15 protein-coding genes are annotated in these 15,407 nt (G+C 40.5%); 7 read left to right on the forward strand and 8 right to left on the reverse strand.

The window, feature by feature from the left end:
• Window positions 1-185: 185 nt before the first annotated feature.
• Both AC4CU3_RS15695 and AC4CU3_RS15700 read right to left on the reverse strand, forming a co-directional pair.
• A complete protein-coding gene (locus tag AC4CU3_RS15695) occupies window positions 186-1,550 on the reverse strand; it encodes an amino acid permease (RefSeq protein ID WP_279043120.1) in 1,365 nt (454 codons plus the stop codon).
• A gap of 217 nt (window positions 1,551-1,767) precedes the next feature.
• Window positions 1,768-2,625, reverse strand: a complete 858-nt coding sequence (locus tag AC4CU3_RS15700; protein WP_279043122.1) for an alpha/beta fold hydrolase — start codon at window positions 2,623-2,625, stop codon at window positions 1,768-1,770.
• 123 nt (window positions 2,626-2,748) lie between these two features.
• Here AC4CU3_RS15700 and AC4CU3_RS15705 point away from each other — a divergent pair, with 123 nt between their 5' ends.
• Both AC4CU3_RS15705 and AC4CU3_RS15710 read left to right on the forward strand, forming a co-directional pair.
• The gene (locus tag AC4CU3_RS15705) at window positions 2,749-3,207 is read left to right on the forward strand and encodes a hypothetical protein (RefSeq protein ID WP_279043124.1); all 459 of its coding nucleotides are present in this window, start codon (window positions 2,749-2,751) and stop codon (window positions 3,205-3,207) included.
• 73 nt (window positions 3,208-3,280) lie between these two features.
• On the forward strand, window positions 3,281-4,309 hold the full coding sequence (locus AC4CU3_RS15710) for an IS701 family transposase (protein WP_193345310.1): 1,029 nt from the start codon (window positions 3,281-3,283) through the stop codon (window positions 4,307-4,309).
• Window positions 4,310-4,381: 72 nt separating this feature from the next.
• Here the strand turns inward: AC4CU3_RS15710 and AC4CU3_RS15715 are convergent, their stop codons facing one another.
• Window positions 4,382-4,618, reverse strand: a complete 237-nt coding sequence (locus AC4CU3_RS15715; RefSeq protein ID WP_004696541.1) for a hypothetical protein — start codon at window positions 4,616-4,618, stop codon at window positions 4,382-4,384.
• 493 nt (window positions 4,619-5,111) lie between these two features.
• Window positions 5,112-6,398 (reverse strand): branched-chain amino acid transport system II carrier protein, encoded by a 1,287-nt coding sequence (gene brnQ, locus AC4CU3_RS15720; RefSeq protein ID WP_279044890.1) that lies wholly within the window; start codon window positions 6,396-6,398, stop codon window positions 5,112-5,114.
• Window positions 6,399-6,747: 349 nt separating this feature from the next.
• On the opposite strand from brnQ, the gene map reads away from it, so the two are divergent.
• Window positions 6,748-7,542, forward strand: a complete 795-nt coding sequence (map, locus tag AC4CU3_RS15725; protein ID WP_005400725.1) for a type I methionyl aminopeptidase — start codon at window positions 6,748-6,750, stop codon at window positions 7,540-7,542.
• Between the two features lie 302 nt (window positions 7,543-7,844).
• On the opposite strand, the gene AC4CU3_RS15730 is transcribed toward map, so the two are convergent.
• Together AC4CU3_RS15730 and AC4CU3_RS15735 are read right to left on the reverse strand one after the other, a co-directional pair.
• The gene (locus AC4CU3_RS15730) at window positions 7,845-8,753 is read right to left on the reverse strand and encodes a LysR family transcriptional regulator (RefSeq protein WP_004981950.1); all 909 of its coding nucleotides are present in this window, start codon (window positions 8,751-8,753) and stop codon (window positions 7,845-7,847) included.
• A 111-nt stretch (window positions 8,754-8,864) separates the two neighbouring features.
• Window positions 8,865-9,296: a phosphohydrolase gene (locus AC4CU3_RS15735; protein ID WP_279044891.1), complete on the reverse strand. Its 432-nt coding sequence runs from the start codon at window positions 9,294-9,296 to the stop codon at window positions 8,865-8,867.
• Window positions 9,297-9,358: 62 nt separating this feature from the next.
• On the opposite strand from AC4CU3_RS15735, the gene AC4CU3_RS15740 reads away from it, so the two are divergent.
• On the forward strand, window positions 9,359-9,685 hold the full coding sequence (locus tag AC4CU3_RS15740; protein ID WP_168158834.1) for a hypothetical protein: 327 nt from the start codon (window positions 9,359-9,361) through the stop codon (window positions 9,683-9,685).
• A gap of 42 nt (window positions 9,686-9,727) precedes the next feature.
• Here the strand turns inward: AC4CU3_RS15740 and glnG are convergent, their stop codons facing one another.
• Together glnG and glnL are read right to left on the reverse strand one after the other, a co-directional pair.
• Window positions 9,728-11,209 (reverse strand): nitrogen regulation protein NR(I), encoded by a 1,482-nt coding sequence (glnG, locus tag AC4CU3_RS15745; RefSeq protein WP_004696552.1) that lies wholly within the window; start codon window positions 11,207-11,209, stop codon window positions 9,728-9,730.
• Window positions 11,196-12,305, reverse strand: a complete 1,110-nt coding sequence (gene glnL / locus AC4CU3_RS15750; protein WP_004696555.1) for a nitrogen regulation protein NR(II) — start codon at window positions 12,303-12,305, stop codon at window positions 11,196-11,198. The genes glnG and glnL overlap by 14 nt, the downstream gene beginning before the upstream one ends.
• Before the next feature lie 351 nt (window positions 12,306-12,656).
• Between glnL and rimO the strand changes: the two genes are divergently transcribed.
• The 3 genes from rimO (at window position 12,657) to frr (ending at window position 15,406) form a co-directional block, all read left to right on the forward strand.
• Window positions 12,657-14,000, forward strand: coding sequence for a 30S ribosomal protein S12 methylthiotransferase RimO (gene rimO / locus AC4CU3_RS15755; RefSeq protein ID WP_004981943.1), 1,344 nt, complete (start codon window positions 12,657-12,659; stop codon window positions 13,998-14,000).
• A gap of 43 nt (window positions 14,001-14,043) precedes the next feature.
• Window positions 14,044-14,772 carry a UMP kinase gene (gene pyrH / locus AC4CU3_RS15760; RefSeq protein WP_004696558.1) on the forward strand — a complete coding sequence of 243 codons (729 nt, stop codon included), beginning with the start codon at window positions 14,044-14,046 and terminating at the stop codon, window positions 14,770-14,772.
• A gap of 79 nt (window positions 14,773-14,851) precedes the next feature.
• On the forward strand, window positions 14,852-15,406 hold the full coding sequence (gene frr, locus AC4CU3_RS15765) for a ribosome recycling factor (RefSeq protein ID WP_010326990.1): 555 nt from the start codon (window positions 14,852-14,854) through the stop codon (window positions 15,404-15,406).
• The last annotated feature ends 1 nt before the right edge of the window (window position 15,407 follow it).

Here is a 15,407-nt window from a genome sequence, read left to right on the forward strand (position 1 = left end):
ACTATTTTATGTGAAAATATTTCTCAATAAATGCTCAAAATAAGCAAATAAAAGAGAAACACTCTGCATTAGTCATGACTACAATAAAGTGATTCAATCAAAGTCATTTGGGAAATTGACTTTGATTTGCAAACAGCGTCTTTAAAGGGAAGGGTGCCTTTTAACGGCGCTGTTTGCTGACTTATTTATTGTACTTTTTGCGTTTTTGATCTTTGTTTAAACCAGTAAGTTAGCGTTAGGCAGCCAATCCAAAGTGGAATCAGCATCACTGCAATTCGCATATCAGGTGTGAGCCACATCACCACTAAAATACCAAGCATAAATACAATACAGATATAGTTGCTGATAGGGTAAATCAAAGTTGGAAACAAAGTTGATTTTTGCAATGCCAGCATACGTTGCTTGAATTTTAAATGGGTCAACGCCAACATCATCCAGTTAATCACAATGGCTGAAACTACAAGACTCATCAGTAGTTTAAAGGCTTTTTCTGGGAAGATATAATTCAAGACGACACACAGTAAGGTCACCAACGCAGAGCATAAAATGGCTGCATAAGGAATACCACGCTGGTTAATTTTCTTTAAAAATTGTGGAGCATTGCCTTGTTCTGCCAGACCTAGCAGCATACGACTCGTGCCATAGCTAGTACCGTTATACACCGATATAGCTGCGGTTAAGACCACAAAATTCAGCACAGTTGCGACGCCCTGACTACCTAAGGAGTCAAAAATCAAGACAAAAGGACTACCGCCTTCTGCGATTTGATTCCATGGAAACAATGAGAGCAGAACGATGATCGTAAGCACGTAAAACAGCAACACACGATAGACAATTTGATTGACTGCTTTAGGAATAGTTGTGGTTGGATTTTTAGTTTCCGCAGCTGCAATACCAACGAGTTCAATCCCGCCAAAGGAAAACATAATGATGGCCATCGCCATGATTAAGCCAGAAATCCCATTGGGAAAGAAACCGCCTAGAGCCCAGAGGTTTGAAATAGAAGCATGTGCACCACCGTGACCACTTGCCAGTAACCAAGCGCCGTATCCAATCATGCCAATGATCGCGAGAATTTTAATCATGGAGAATAAAAATTCTGTTTCACCAAAGACTTTGACATGCAGCAGGTTGATGGCATTGATCAGTACAAAGAAACCAAGCGCTGAGATCCATGTGGGAATTTCAGGCCACCAATACTGGACATAGAGGCCGATGGCACTGAGTTCCGCCATGCAGACCAAGACATTGAGTACCCAATAGTTCCAGCCCGACATAAAGCCCGCAAAAGGGCTCCAAAACTTATAGGCAAAATAGCTAAAAGAGCCACTAACAGGTTCTTCAACCACCATTTCACCCAACTGGCGCATCATGAAAAATGCAATTAAGCCCGCCAGTGCGTAGCCTAAAATAACGGAAGGGCCAGCCAGTTTAATGGTTTGTGAAATGCCTAAAAATAGACCTGTACCAATAGAGCCGCCTAAAGCAATCAGCTGAATATGGCGGTTGCTCAGCCCATGCTTAAGTTGGGGTTGCTGTTGTGCAGACATGATTCATCCATCTCTAGCACATGCGATAGACATCACATGAACTATGACTTAATAAAAATTCGTGGTGGAAATATAATATTTATTTATCGATTAATAAAATTAAATTTATCAATAGCGTTGGTTTTTATCTGAAAGCTGCAATTTTGCGGTGAAAATAAAGCCACTTCAAGCAAGTGCTACTTGAACTGGCAATAGGTTTTACTAGATATATGCAGCCTTAAGATGAAAGCTGTGCTGCAATTTCAGGCCATAAGTTTTGATGAGAACGCTTAAACATTGCCATATGACCAATGGCTTTGTGGCCATATGCCTGTGGTTTGAGTTCAATTTGATCTGTCTGTGCATTTGGGTAAAGGCTGAGTAAGCCTTTAACATTCACTTGCGTGGCAATTTCATCATCCGAGGCCCAAATGGCTGTGATTGGACAGCGAATATCACGGTGGAAATCATCTTGTACTGTTTTGCCTAAGGCGTTGATTACATAACCAGGTTTGCTGCAAAACTGTGCCCAATCACGCGCCACATTTTTGGGTAGGTTTTCGCCCATGCCAATGGCATTGGTCGGCCCATAGCCTAAGGTATAACGTGCAATAGGGAAGATCAGTTTAAACATCACAGGAGCTAGAAGTTTGGTACGACCTTTCAAGTCTTTTATGTGTCCGGTTGAGCCAGCAACGGCAACGACTTTTGCGACTTTCTCATAGTTTGGGTTAATACCTAATAGTTGCCCACCTGCACTATGACCGAGCAAGATCACTTGTTTCGCTTGGGTCTTATTCAATAATACCTCCATCGCTGCTGGGATATCCAATTGCCCCCATTGCACGATGCTGGCTTTCGACTTTTTAAGTGGTTCATGCAAAGACTCACCAATGCCGCGAAAGTCAAAAACCAAAACGGCATAGCCTTGTTCTGCAAGCCATGAAGCAAAATGGTGGTAAAACTGTTGAGTAATACCTGTGGCAGGGCAGATTAAAACAGGCAGGGCTTGTTGTATGCCTTGGGCTGCATAAAAGCGTCCACTGAGTGAATAATGGTCAGAGCAGGTAATAGCTAAAGTTTCGTAATTTTGCATAATCGGTTAAGTATTGAATTTTTTTCTACTCTACCTAAGTTCCAAAAAGAAACTTGTCTAATCTATGACTTTGAAGTCAAGTAGATCTGTATAGAATAGGGTGAAAATAAAAAAGGAAAACACATGCAGTTTGTTGAATTAGATATGTCGGTAAAATTTGCACTTTTATTTAGTGGGATTTTTCTGTTTGTTGGGATGCTGACAGGGGTATGGAAATATGCGCAAATTCGCCATTCACCGCAGTTTCGCGCGCACTATTATGTTGATATCGCACACCGCAGCAGTTTGTTATATGCACCTGCAAGTTTAATTATTGCGTTAATGGCCGCAATTTCAGTCTGGCCTGAACTTGTGAATATGCTGTTTGTTGGAATCAATTTATTCTTTTTTAGCTTTTCTATACTGAGCTATATTGTGCATGGGTTATTGCAAGACACCAATAACCAGTTCCGTAGTCCGCATGTTTTAGGCAAATGGACTTTACCCAAATCAATTATGCTAATGGCAATGATGGCATTGGTTGTGGGGGAAATTGTGGCGACGTTAGGCTTGTTGTGGGGAATGTTTTTAGGTTTATTTTAAGTTGTTCTTATAGTTTTTAGGACTTACGCATTGACGGATTCAAAAAAGTATTAAAATACTTTATAAAGTATCTGTGATCAGACGAATTAAACATGCTTCTACAGCAACTTGTACTCTACCCATTTATATGGGCTTTCTCATGACAGAACCGAACTCTATTAGCTGCACACAACTTGCCGAGACTTATAACATCTCGCATGATAGTGTAAATCGCTTTCTAGAGCGTGAAGACTACACACCTCACGACCTATATCAAGAAGCAATTCAACATATTGATAATAATAAACTTATAGTCAGTATTGATGATACTGTTTTAGATAAACCCTATAGTCAACATATGGACTTGGTTAGCTATTTTTGGTCAGGCAAACACCACCGATCCGTCAAGGGTATTAATCTCATTACCTTGTATGCGACAGATCAAAATGGTCAAAATATTCCAATTAATTTCCGAATTTATGACAAATCTGAAAGTAAAACCAAGAATGATTACTTTATGGATATGTTAAGTGAAGTACTCAGTTGGGGTGCAAAGATTCAATTTATTACAGGTGATAGTTGGTATTCATCGACTGGAAATCTAAAAACCATAAGAAAATATGGTATTCGATTTATGTTTGGTATCGACTGTAACCGTAAGGTTTCCCCAGAAAAAGGACAATGGTTTCAACTGCGTTTATTGCCAAATTTCCATCAGGGTCAAGTGGTCTGGCTCAAAGATTTTGGCTTTGTACAATTATTTAAGACTCAGTTAAAAGAACAGCAGAGGTTTTATATTGTGCATCAAGATGAAGATGATTTATTGTCCTTTGAGGGTTTTCATGAATTACATTCAAGTCATTGGAAAATAGAACAATATCACCGAGTGATTAAACAGGTTTGTCATATTGAAAAGTTTCAAGTAAGACGATCTAAACTGATTTCGAATCATATTTTTTCAGCCTTGATGGCCTACGTTGAGATACAAAAGAACCAGTTTGAGCGGATCTTTGAAAATGTATATCGTTGGCAGAAGAAGTTATTTAGACCAATGATCAAAAACTTCATTGATGACTTTATTCTCGATAAAAATCATCTGCTACCACAGAGAGTCTATAAATAACAGTGCGTAAGTCCTAGTTTTTTTAATTTTTATACTTTTACAAAGGTGGATGACTAATCATCCACCTGTTTGCTAGTCAATTGACTGTGTGGCCTTTCGGAATTTTTGATCGACGACTGCCCATAAATAAAAGGCAAATGATACGACGATAGCGTAAGCAAAATATTCAGCTTTAAGGTTACCTTGAATTAAGCCATGCATGATCATAATGACCATTAGGGCAATGGTGGTACTTAAATACGTCACCATATTCTTGTTTGCCTTCAGAGCGTTAATGAAGACTTGCTTGTTGAAATGTAATGATAACATCTCCATCCCTCCTTGAGTTTTTGACTAAAAACCAATGTGTTTAGTCGGATTAGTTCTTAATGTTGTACTGCTAAAACTTGCGTTGATCAAGAGCAAAAACAACTATTTTTCAGAGAAATTATGCTATACCAATCAGAAAATATGTATGTAGCATTTTTTTAGTGAATAAATAGTATTTCGTTACGGTATAAGATGACAAATAAATGATGTATGTAAGCTTATACATAGATTGTATAAAGCAATATTGATGCCATGAATGGCTTGCTAGGGCAGGCTTTAAAGAATTCTTTATTTTCTAATATTAAATTTATAAGAGATATGAAGGTGTTGATATACGACTTTAGCGGTGTATATGAAATGTGTCAGTATGTACAAAAACTGATGTAGAAAGAAATGAAACAATATGTGTCCATTTGGATAAAATGTGACAAATATTGATCATGCTTAAAATCAGGTTTGGGTAAAACCAGATTTTAACAACATCAGTTTTTGCTTACTTTTTCACTTTGTCGATTACAACGGCAATTACAAAAACCACTAAAGATGGGATAAGCCATGCAAGGTTTTGTTCTGCAAGAGGTAAGTGAGTCAGCGCATACGGCAGTTCAAAGTTCGCAACTTTTAAACCGTCTAGAAGACCAAAGACCAAAGACACTGCGGTAACAGGTGCAATCACTCGGCGAGGATGATTAAAGAATTTCCAGCCAAAGCTCAGCATAATCACCACAATTGCAGGTGGATAAATTGCACTTAAAACAGGCACAGAAAAGGCGATGAGTTTGGTTAAACCTAAGTTTGAAATAATGAAAGAGAAACCAATCAGAATGAAGACCCAAACTTTATAGCCAATTTTAGTGATCGAACTGAAATATTCAGCACATGCACAGGTCAGGCCAATCGCAGTGACCATACACGCAATGAAAATCATACCTGACAGGAAAAATGAACCTAAGTCACCAAATGCATGTTGAACATATGCATGCAGGATCACTGCACCATTGCTCGCATATGCTGCGACTTCGTGACTTCCGAGACCAAGTTTAAATAAGCTGAGGTAAACTACAGTTAAACCAATACCAGAAATGATACTCGCAATAACCGCATAACGTGTAATCAGTTTAGGGTTGCTGACACCGCGTGAACGAATTGCTTGAATAATTACAATACCAAAAACCAAAGCACCTAAAGTGTCCATGGTCAAGTAACCATTTACAAAACCTTCAGAAACAGGGCTGTCGATATAATTATTGATGGCTGGCGGAACGAAACCCGTTGGAATCATCATCGCCGCAATGCCAAGGATGGTCAAAGATAAAATCTTTAGTGGCGAGAGTACATAGCCAACCGTGTCTAAAATCTTGTTTGGATACAGTGAAATGAGGGTGACTACACTAAAGTAGATTGCACTGTAGATCAGCAAGCTGCTGCTTGATGTTCCAAGATAAGATGAAAAACCAATTTCATAAGAAACGGTTGCAGTACGTGGTGTCGCAAAGAGTGGTCCGACAGTTAGGTAACACGTAATGGTTAAAATGAGACTGGCTATTTTACCCAAAGGTGAACTTAAAATTTGAATCGAACCTTCGACACGTGACAGCGCAATAATGGTGATTACAGGTAAGCCTACAGCAGTGATTAAGAAACCAAAAGCTGCTAGCCATACATGCTCACCCGCTTGTTGAGCCACAATCGGTGGAAAGATAATGTTGCCCGCACCAATGAAGAGTGCGAAAGTCATAAAACCCAAAGCAACAATATCCCGAGTACGCAGACTTGTCATAAAAGGGAGATCGAGTTGAACAAAGGGGGACGATTTTAGTGCATAAGTGTTTTTTTGGCTAATTTATTTCATGGGTAGTATTAAATTTTTTTATAAGATGAAAAGTGAATATATCAACTTGTAAAAAGTAGGTTGATATATGTGATTGATTATCCATTTTAAATAGAAAAATTATAAATATAAAAAGCTTGAGGCGCTATTTTCCTAAATTAAAAGTTGTAGTGCAAATGCTTTAAAATTACACAAATTATTTAGAGGTCAGTTGTTGAAGGCTAGCCTAAGATTTAAGTTTGAACAAAAATATTGAGAAAAGGTCTATACTTGCGACTTCATAATTGAGGATATTTCAATGCGTGGCTTAAATGTGAGCATAAAAACTGAACAAGATGTAGAAAAACTTCGTATATCTGGTCGTTTGGCTGCCGAAGTTTTAGCGATGATTGGTGAACATGTAAAGCCGGGTGTTACGACTGAATATCTGGATGATATTTGTCATGACTTCATTGTAAATACCTTAAAAGTGACGCCTGCCAATATTGGTTATCATGGCTATACCAAAACCACCTGTATTTCTCCAAATGAAGTGGTCTGTCACGGTATTCCATCGCCGAATGTTGTACTTAAAGATGGCGATATTATTAATATTGATGTGGCGATTATTAAAGATGGCTACTTTGGTGATACCAGTCGTATGTACTATGTGGGTACAGTGAAACCGGAAGCCAAAAAGCTAGTCGATACGACTTATGAGGCGATGGTTGCAGGTATTCATGCTGTGAAGCAAGGTGCGACGCTTGGTGATATTGGTTATGCCATTCAAACTGTTGCGCACCGTGAAGGTTATAGTGTGGTACGCGAGTATTGTGGTCATGGTATTGGCAAAGTTTATCACGAACAGCCAAGCGTATTGCACTATGGTCAACCAGGTAAGGGGATGCAGCTTAAAGCGGGCATGGTGTTTACGATTGAGCCGATGATTAATATGGGCAAAGCACATGTCAAAGAGCTCAAGGATGGTTGGACAGTCGTGACTGCCGATAAGTCTTTAACTGCGCAGTGGGAGCATATGGTACTCGTGACTGAAACTGGTTTTGAGTTACTATCACCTTGGCCTGAAGGTACGGGCAGTTATCCAGAAATTTAAGTTGATGTTTTGTCGTTGATTAAATTTTAGACTTTGGTCTAGCTTTGTGACTTAAAAGCTAAATTAAGTCTTAAAAGCAATCACTGATATTTCTGAACCCCTTTATTTATCGGGTTTTTGATTTTATATGATTAAAACTTATACATGCAAGCTATTGGTCTAGACTTCATTTTGTCACTAAAATTGTTTCCAAGATACTCGCTGTAGTTTCTTATTTTGAAAGTTTATGAGCTTATCCACCTCGGTTAAGCTCTTTTTTTTGCCTCATGGATTGGCTCAATGTCATTGAGCATGTGTAGAGTTTAAAGTGATTTATTTGAGCTAAGGTGTTCAATTAAATAGTCAATAAACACGCGGACAGCAGGCAATAAACCACGACGTGAAGGATACACCGCATGAAAAATACCGTGTGGTGCTTTCCAGTCGGGTAGGACACGAACCAGCTCACCACTTTTCACCATATCTTGTACGATGCTGTCTGGAAGTAAGGCAATGCCGCAGTTTTTACGGACCAGTTGAGCCAACATACTCAAATCAGAGCCCATCACGACAGGGTTTACGCGTATTTTCTTTTGTTGCTGCGCATCATTATGCACGATGATATGTTGATCTAAATGCTCATCAACCATACTCAGTATATGATGTTGGCTTAAATCTTCAGGTTGTTTCAGTTCGCCAAATTCATTTAAGTAGGCTTGGCTGGCAAATAAATGCTGCTCGATATTTTCAAATTTACGAATTACCAAACTTGGATCATCGTCTAAATTGGAGCGAACCCGCAGCGCGATATCAAAACCTTCGTTAATAATATCCACACGGCGATTGGTCACCATCATTTGCACTTTAATTTCGGGATAGGTTTTTAAGAAGCTTGGTAAAATGCGTGCAATTTCGTTTTGTGCAATCGATACTGGCAGGCTGAGTTTAATGACACCACGCGGTTGTAAGCTGAGATGATCGACCAAGTCGTGTGCGGCTTGTGCAGCATTCATCATCACTTGCGCATGACGGTAAATGTTCATACCAATATCGGTCACTGCGAAATGTCGAGAGCTGCGTTGAATTAGCCGTACACCCAAACGTTCTTCGAGGTTATACACACGTCGACTGAGCTTGGATTTAGGAATATCTGTTGCGCGTTCGGCTGCGCTAAAACCACCATGTTCAACCACTTGAGCAAAACAATAAAAATCATCTAAATCGCTTAACATTCACCATGTCCATTTGTGCAACGATAGGCTTAATTAAAAAGTGATCGTTGCAATTTGTCAATTTTGAAATTGTAGAGATTTAATTGAAAATACTCAGTTATTTTAAGGGTTTCACTGAGTTTTCGCTTGTTTGAGTATTTCAAGCACCTCTTTATATTCTTCAAGTCGTGCAAAGTCGCGTGCTGTTGGGTTGTTTATGCGCGAAAGGTTCATATTATCGAGTACATCAACATATTTTACTTGGGTTGCAAGAGGGTTTAATGTAGTGCGCTTAGCCGCTTGCAAACGTGATTCACCTGTTTGTTTGGTCAGTGCTTGTATGGATTGAATGATCTCGGCACTAAAGCCAAGCGCTTCTAAGTCTTCAGCAGTCGTTGCGGTGTCTTCCAAAATGTCATGCAACACTGCAATGATTTGTAGGGTAGGATTGGAAAATTGCAACATGAGGCGAAGTGGATGCAAGATGTAAGGTTGTCCGCCCTTATCGAGTTGCCCCGCATGTTGGGTTGCAGCCAGTGCAATGGCTTTTTCTAAAGTCGACATGATTATTCTAGGTACTTTATCCTATGCTAAACTTCGCAGCATCTTTGTTTAAAAACTAAATTATGACTTATCAATTGATCCCACTAGACTGTGAAGCGACAGATCCCGTAGCGTGTCCACACTGCCAACAACAGGTAATTGATTGGTCTCATGAACAATACGTTCAGCCTTGTGAACATACCTTATTTATTGCGATGGACATTGGTTTTGAATATATCACAGATGAATTTGAAGCGACCATGCAGCGCAGTGTTGATGATCTCCATGCACATGATGATCAAGTGATTATGTTTGAAGAGTTAACTCAAGCCAGTTACCCAAATTTTATCATGTTAAAAGCACCACTTGGTGTTGAAGGCTATTCACGCTATTTAGGCTTTACGGCTTAATAAATTAAAAGCGCCATTGCGGCGCTTTTATTTGAATCTGTCTTAGTTTTCTAAAGCTTCTTCTTCACTTTCATCGTCTGCGGTATCCATACCTAGCTCTTTAAGTTTACGCGTAAGGGTGTTACGCCCCCAACCGAGTAACTCAGCCGCATGCCGTTTACGGCCACGGGTTTGTTGCAGCGCAGCAATGATCAATGTGCGTTCGAACATTGGGGTTGCGATATCGAGGATTTTCATCTCGCCATTTTTCAGCTTTTGCACAGCCCATTGACCCAACAACTCATCCCAATGGTGGACTGCAATCCGATCTAAGTTTTGCGCGGCTTGCGCATCTTCACCTGAGCGGGTAATTGGAATTTGCTTCAGCTCTGATGGTAAGTCTTCAGGATAAACTTCACGTCCTGTAATCATGACCGTTAACCAGCGGCAAGTGTTCTCGAGCTGACGTACGTTTCCTTGCCAAGGTAACTGTTGCATATATTCTTGCGTTTCAGGGCGAAGGATTTTAGGGCTTACGCCTAATTCTTTGCCTGCGCGTGCCAAGAAGTGCTGCGCCAACATAGGGATGTCTTCGCTACGATGCGCCAGTTTTGGAATGTGAATGCGAATCACGTTTAGACGGTGATATAAGTCTTCACGGAAGCGACCATCATGTACCAATTTTTCTAAGTCTTGGTGCGTTGCCGCGACAATACGTACATCTACTTTTACCGGGATATGCCCGCCGACGCGATAGAACTCGCCATCAGCCAGCACACGCAGTAAACGTGTTTGCGTTTCAAACGGCATATCGCCAATTTCATCTAAAAACAGTGTTCCGCCATTGGCTTGTTCAAAGCGACCTTGGCGCTGTGTATTGGCGCCAGTAAATGCACCTTTCTCATGACCAAAAAGCTCTGTTTCAATTAGGTCTTTGGGAATCGCGGCCATGTTGAGTGCAATAAAAGGTTTGCTGCTCCGTGGTGAGTGGCGGTGTAGCGCATGCGCAACTAACTCTTTACCTGTACCAGATTCACCATTAATTAACACTGTAATGTGTGATTGAGACAAACGACCAATCGCGCGGAAGACTTCCTGCATAGCAGGAGACTCGCCAATGATTTCGGTCGATTGAATCGGTGGTACCGTTTTTGCCGATTCTTGCTGCTGCATTTTGGTGATGTGCAAAATCGCACGATTCACTAAAGCTAAGGCTTCATCAATATCAAAAGGCTTGGGTAAATACTCAAATGCGCCTGTTTGATAACTTGAAACAGCAGACTCTAGGTCAGAGTGAGCCGTCATAATAATGACAGGTAGATCAGGATAGTTGGCTTTAACTTTCGCTAAAAAAGTTAAGCCATCTATGCCGGGCATACGAATATCGGTCAAGATCACATCGGGTGCATCTAAACTGAGTTGGTCTAAAGCAGATTGAGCTTCTTCAAAACTTGTGACGTCAAAACCTTCTTCTTTGAACGTTTTTTCCAGCACCCAGCGCATGGCGCGATCGTCATCAATTACCCATATTTTATTTCGCGACATGGTTTAACTCCCAAGGTATATATAAGCTAAAAGTTGTTTTTCCGGGAACAGATTGGCATTCAATCATTCCGTTATGTTGATGCATAATATTTTGCGCAATACTTAAACCTAGTCCTGTGCCTTTAGCACGACCCGTGACCAGCGGGTAAAACACAGATTCTAAAATTTCTTCTGGAACGCCCGGACCATTGTCTTCGATATCAATCCGTACCACAGAGCGTTGCAGTACACCATTGATGGTCACTAAACGTTGAATACGGGTGCGTAACATTAGTTCAGGTTGGTGGTCGACAAAGAACTCTTTATTTTCAGTCATGGCTTGCACTGCATTGACGCTAATGTTCAACATGACTTGTATCAGTTGATCACGATCGGCCATCACTTCAGGTAATGACAAATCATAATCACGGGTGATCTTAATTTTCTTTTTGGTTTGGTTGGTAATGAGTGAGCGAACACGCTCTAAAGGCTCATGTACATTGACCAACTCATAACTGGGTAGCTGACGAGAACCAAGCATGGTGTCTGCTAAATTACGTAAGCGATCGACTTCACTGATAATAATGTCGGTGAACTCGCTATATTGAGGATCATTGAGGCTACGCGCTAACAGTTGTGTAGCGCCGCGAATTCCGCCCAACGGATTTTTAATTTCATGTGCAACACCACGAATCAGTTGGCGTGCGACCTGATGCTGTTGTAAGAAGTTTTCTTCCTTGGAAATTTTGAGCATCCGATCAATCGGATTGATCTCAATTAAAAGCAAAGGATGATAGGGTTTATTTGAATTTAGCTGTGACACGGTATAGTCAACATGAATATCTTTAAAGTTGACCTTTATAATGGCTTCACGACGGGTGTAGTGTTGTCCCGAGTTTAGAGTATTGAGGAGTGCTTCTTCTGTATTGAACTCATCATTGGGTGCATGGAGTAAATTAAGCGCAGGTTGGCCAGAGGCACGTAAAAGACTGATATCAAATAATGCTTCGCAAGAGGAATTTAAGTAAAAAATATTTAATTTACTGTCGACCAATAAAATCGCAGTGGTCAAATTGTCCACTAAAAGGCGATAGTCGATAGAAATAGGGTGATCCATTAGCGAATGTATCCTGTATTAAAATAGCGCAATGGCATCTTGATAAAGCATTAACCGTTCCAAATAGCGGACTGAATTGATGCAAATAAAGCAAAATGCACGCCAACTTTGATTTTGTATAGTGAAATGAGCACACTTTTTTTGCGGAATGCGCTGTAAATGAACGATTAGCTAAAGATATAGCGGATTCTAAAAATCAAGTAAACTGAAAGTGACTTAAAATGGTGCGTTATGTTAATTCTACTACAGTGTTGGTTTTATTTTGGTGCATTAAACAAAGAGTGTAGAATCGATCTGTTTTTATAAACAGAAAAGACATACAATACGCGCATTCTAGTGGAGCGCAGATTCATGAAATCCCCCAAAGTCGGTTTTGTTTCTTTAGGTTGTCCTAAGGCATTGGTTGATTCCGAACGAATTTTAACTCAGTTGAAGACTGAAGGTTATGATGTAGCATCAGATTATGATGGTGCGGATTTAGTTGTTGTAAATACCTGTGGTTTTATTGAATCTGCAGTGCAAGAGTCTTTAGATGCCATTGGCGAAGCCATGAGTGCGAACGGTCGTGTAATCGTTACGGGCTGCCTAGGTAAAGACGAAGACAAAATTCGCCAAATGCACCCAAATGTCTTAAAAGTGACAGGGGCGGCTGCATATCAAGAAGTGATGGAAGCCGTGCACCAATACGTGCCTGAGCCACCAAAACACAACCCATTTATTGACCTTGTTCCAGAACAAGGGATTCGTTTAACGCCGAAGCATTATGCGTACTTAAAAATCTCAGAAGGGTGCAACCATCGTTGTACCTTCTGCATTATTCCAAGTATGCGTGGTGACTTAGTGTCTCGCCCAGTCGGTTCTGTTTTAGAAGAAGCGGCTGCGCTTAAACGTGCCGGTGTAAAAGAAGTACTCGTTATCTCCCAAGATACTTCTGCTTACGGGCTCGATACCAAATACAAATTAGACTTTTGGAATGGTCAACCTGTTAAGACGAAGTTCTATGACATGTGTGAGGCCTTAGGTCAACTGGGTATTTGGGTGCGTTTGCACTATGTCTATCCATATCCACATGTGGATGCAGTGATTGACTTGATGGCACAAGGCAAAATTTTGCCTTATTTGGATATTCCATTCCAACATGCAAGTCCAAAAGTTTTAAAATTAATGAAACGACCTGCACATAGTGAAAATACACTTGAGCGTTTAAAGCTGTGGCGTGAAAAATGTCCTGAATTGGTGATTCGTTCAACCTTCGTTGTGGGTTTCCCGGGCGAAACTGAAGAAGATTTTGAGATCTTGCTTGAGTGGTTGAAAGAAGCACAACTTGATCGCGTAGGCTGCTTTACCTATTCACCTGTTGAAGGTGCGACAGCAAACGACTTGCCAGATCACGTGCCAGAAGAGATTAAGCAACAGCGTTATGAACGCTTTATGGAAGTGCAACAGGCGATTTCTGCTGCAAAACTTCAAAAGCGTGTTGGTCAGAAAATGACGGTGCTGGTCGATGAACTGGATGAAGAATTCCCAGTTGCGATTGCACGTTCATACGCAGATGCTCCTGAAATTGATGGCAATGTCTTTGTGGAAGATATTGATAAAAGCCAGATCAAATCAGGCGATTTGTTAGAAGTCGAAATTACCGATGCAGATGAATATGATCTGTATGCACAATTGATTTCGATTAAATCGAATTAAGACACAAATAAAATTTTAAAATTTAGATATTGGAGTTATTGCGATGTTGGATTCTAAAAAACCACGTTTTGAACGCATCTTACTGAAACTTTCTGGCGAAGCATTGGCTGGAAATAAAGATATGGGTATTGATGCTCAAGTACTTGATCAAATGTCTTTGGCTATTGCGCACTTGGTGGGTTTGGGTGTGCAAGTCGGGATTGTTGTGGGTGGTGGTAATTTATATCGCGGTAGTCAATTGCAAAAAGATGGTTTGGTTGGTCGTGTAACGGGTGATCAAATGGGTATGCTTGCAACCGTGATGAATGGTTTGGCATTACGTGATGCTTTGGTACGTCGTAATATCAAAACCCGTTTGATGTCAGCATTGCCAATTGGTGCTGTGGTTGAATCATACTCAAGTCGTGATGCGATTCGTCACCTAACACAAGGTGAAGTTTGTGTGTTTGTCGCAGGTACAGGTAACCCGTTCTTTACCACAGATACAGCAGCATGCTTACGTGGTATCGAGATTGAAGCCAACCTGATCCTAAAAGCAACGAAAGTTGATGGTGTCTACAACAAAGACCCAAGCAAATATGATGATGCCGTTAAATATGACACCTTAACTTTTGACCAAGTGTTAGATGAGAAATTGGGTGTGATGGATTTAACCGCGATTTGCTTGTGTCGTGACCACAATGTACCGCTTCAAGTCTTTGACATGAATAAAGCAGGTTCATTGCTTTCAGTGGTTATGGGCGAAAAAGAGGGTACTCACGTAACGAACTAATGTACGTGACCTCGAAAGCTCTTTATACTACACGCTATTTTAGAATTTATATCTTTTCGAATTAAGTAAGGAAGATCACATGATTAACGATCTTAAAAAAGACGCAGAAGACCGTATGAACAAGTCACTTGACTCGTTAGAGCACGGTTTTGCCAAGGTTCGTACAGGACGTGCGCATCCATCTATCTTAAACGGGGTAATGGTTCCTTACTATGGCTCAGATGTGCCATTAAACCAAGTGGCAAACGTGGGTGTTGAAGACTCGCGTACCTTGTTGGTTCAGCCATTTGAGCGCACCATGGTTGCGGCAATTGATAAAGCCATCCGTGAATCAGATTTGGGTTTAAATCCGATTACGGCTGATGCGATTCGTGTTCCAATGGCTGCACTGACGGAAGAAACACGTCGTGACATGCAAAAAGTTGCGCGTAACGAAGCTGAAAATGCAAAAGTTGCAGTACGTAATATTCGCCGTGATGTACTGGGCGACATCAAAGCATTGTTGAAAGAAAAAGAAATTTCTGAAGATGATGAACGTCGTGCATCTGATGATATTCAAAAAATCACAGATAAGTTTGTTGCTGAAATCGACAAACGTCTTGCGAATAAAGAAGCTGAGTTGTTGAAGGTCTAAC

Source organism: Acinetobacter sp. 802_lipA, assembly GCF_058242885.1.

Excerpts from the sequence above, each read along its gene's own strand:
- AC4CU3_RS15695 (WP_279043120.1), bottom strand. The coding sequence starts at position 1,550 with ATGTCTGCACAACAGCAACCCCAACTTAAGCATGGGCTGAGCAACCGC.
- AC4CU3_RS15700 (WP_279043122.1), bottom strand. The coding sequence starts at position 2,625 with ATGCAAAATTACGAAACTTTAGCTATTACCTGCTCTGACCATTATTCA.
- AC4CU3_RS15705 (WP_279043124.1), top strand. The coding sequence starts at position 2,749 with ATGCAGTTTGTTGAATTAGATATGTCGGTAAAATTTGCACTTTTATTT.
- AC4CU3_RS15715 (WP_004696541.1), bottom strand. The coding sequence starts at position 4,618 with ATGTTATCATTACATTTCAACAAGCAAGTCTTCATTAACGCTCTGAAG.
- brnQ (WP_279044890.1), bottom strand. The coding sequence starts at position 6,398 with ATGACAAGTCTGCGTACTCGGGATATTGTTGCTTTGGGTTTTATGACT.
- map (WP_005400725.1), top strand. The coding sequence starts at position 6,748 with ATGCGTGGCTTAAATGTGAGCATAAAAACTGAACAAGATGTAGAAAAA.
- AC4CU3_RS15730 (WP_004981950.1), bottom strand. The coding sequence starts at position 8,753 with ATGTTAAGCGATTTAGATGATTTTTATTGTTTTGCTCAAGTGGTTGAA.
- AC4CU3_RS15735 (WP_279044891.1), bottom strand. The coding sequence starts at position 9,296 with ATGTCGACTTTAGAAAAAGCCATTGCACTGGCTGCAACCCAACATGCG.
- AC4CU3_RS15740 (WP_168158834.1), top strand. The coding sequence starts at position 9,359 with ATGACTTATCAATTGATCCCACTAGACTGTGAAGCGACAGATCCCGTA.
- glnG (WP_004696552.1), bottom strand. The coding sequence starts at position 11,209 with ATGTCGCGAAATAAAATATGGGTAATTGATGACGATCGCGCCATGCGC.
- glnL (WP_004696555.1), bottom strand. The coding sequence starts at position 12,305 with ATGGATCACCCTATTTCTATCGACTATCGCCTTTTAGTGGACAATTTG.
- rimO (WP_004981943.1), top strand. The coding sequence starts at position 12,657 with ATGAAATCCCCCAAAGTCGGTTTTGTTTCTTTAGGTTGTCCTAAGGCA.
- pyrH (WP_004696558.1), top strand. The coding sequence starts at position 14,044 with ATGTTGGATTCTAAAAAACCACGTTTTGAACGCATCTTACTGAAACTT.
- frr (WP_010326990.1), top strand. The coding sequence starts at position 14,852 with ATGATTAACGATCTTAAAAAAGACGCAGAAGACCGTATGAACAAGTCA.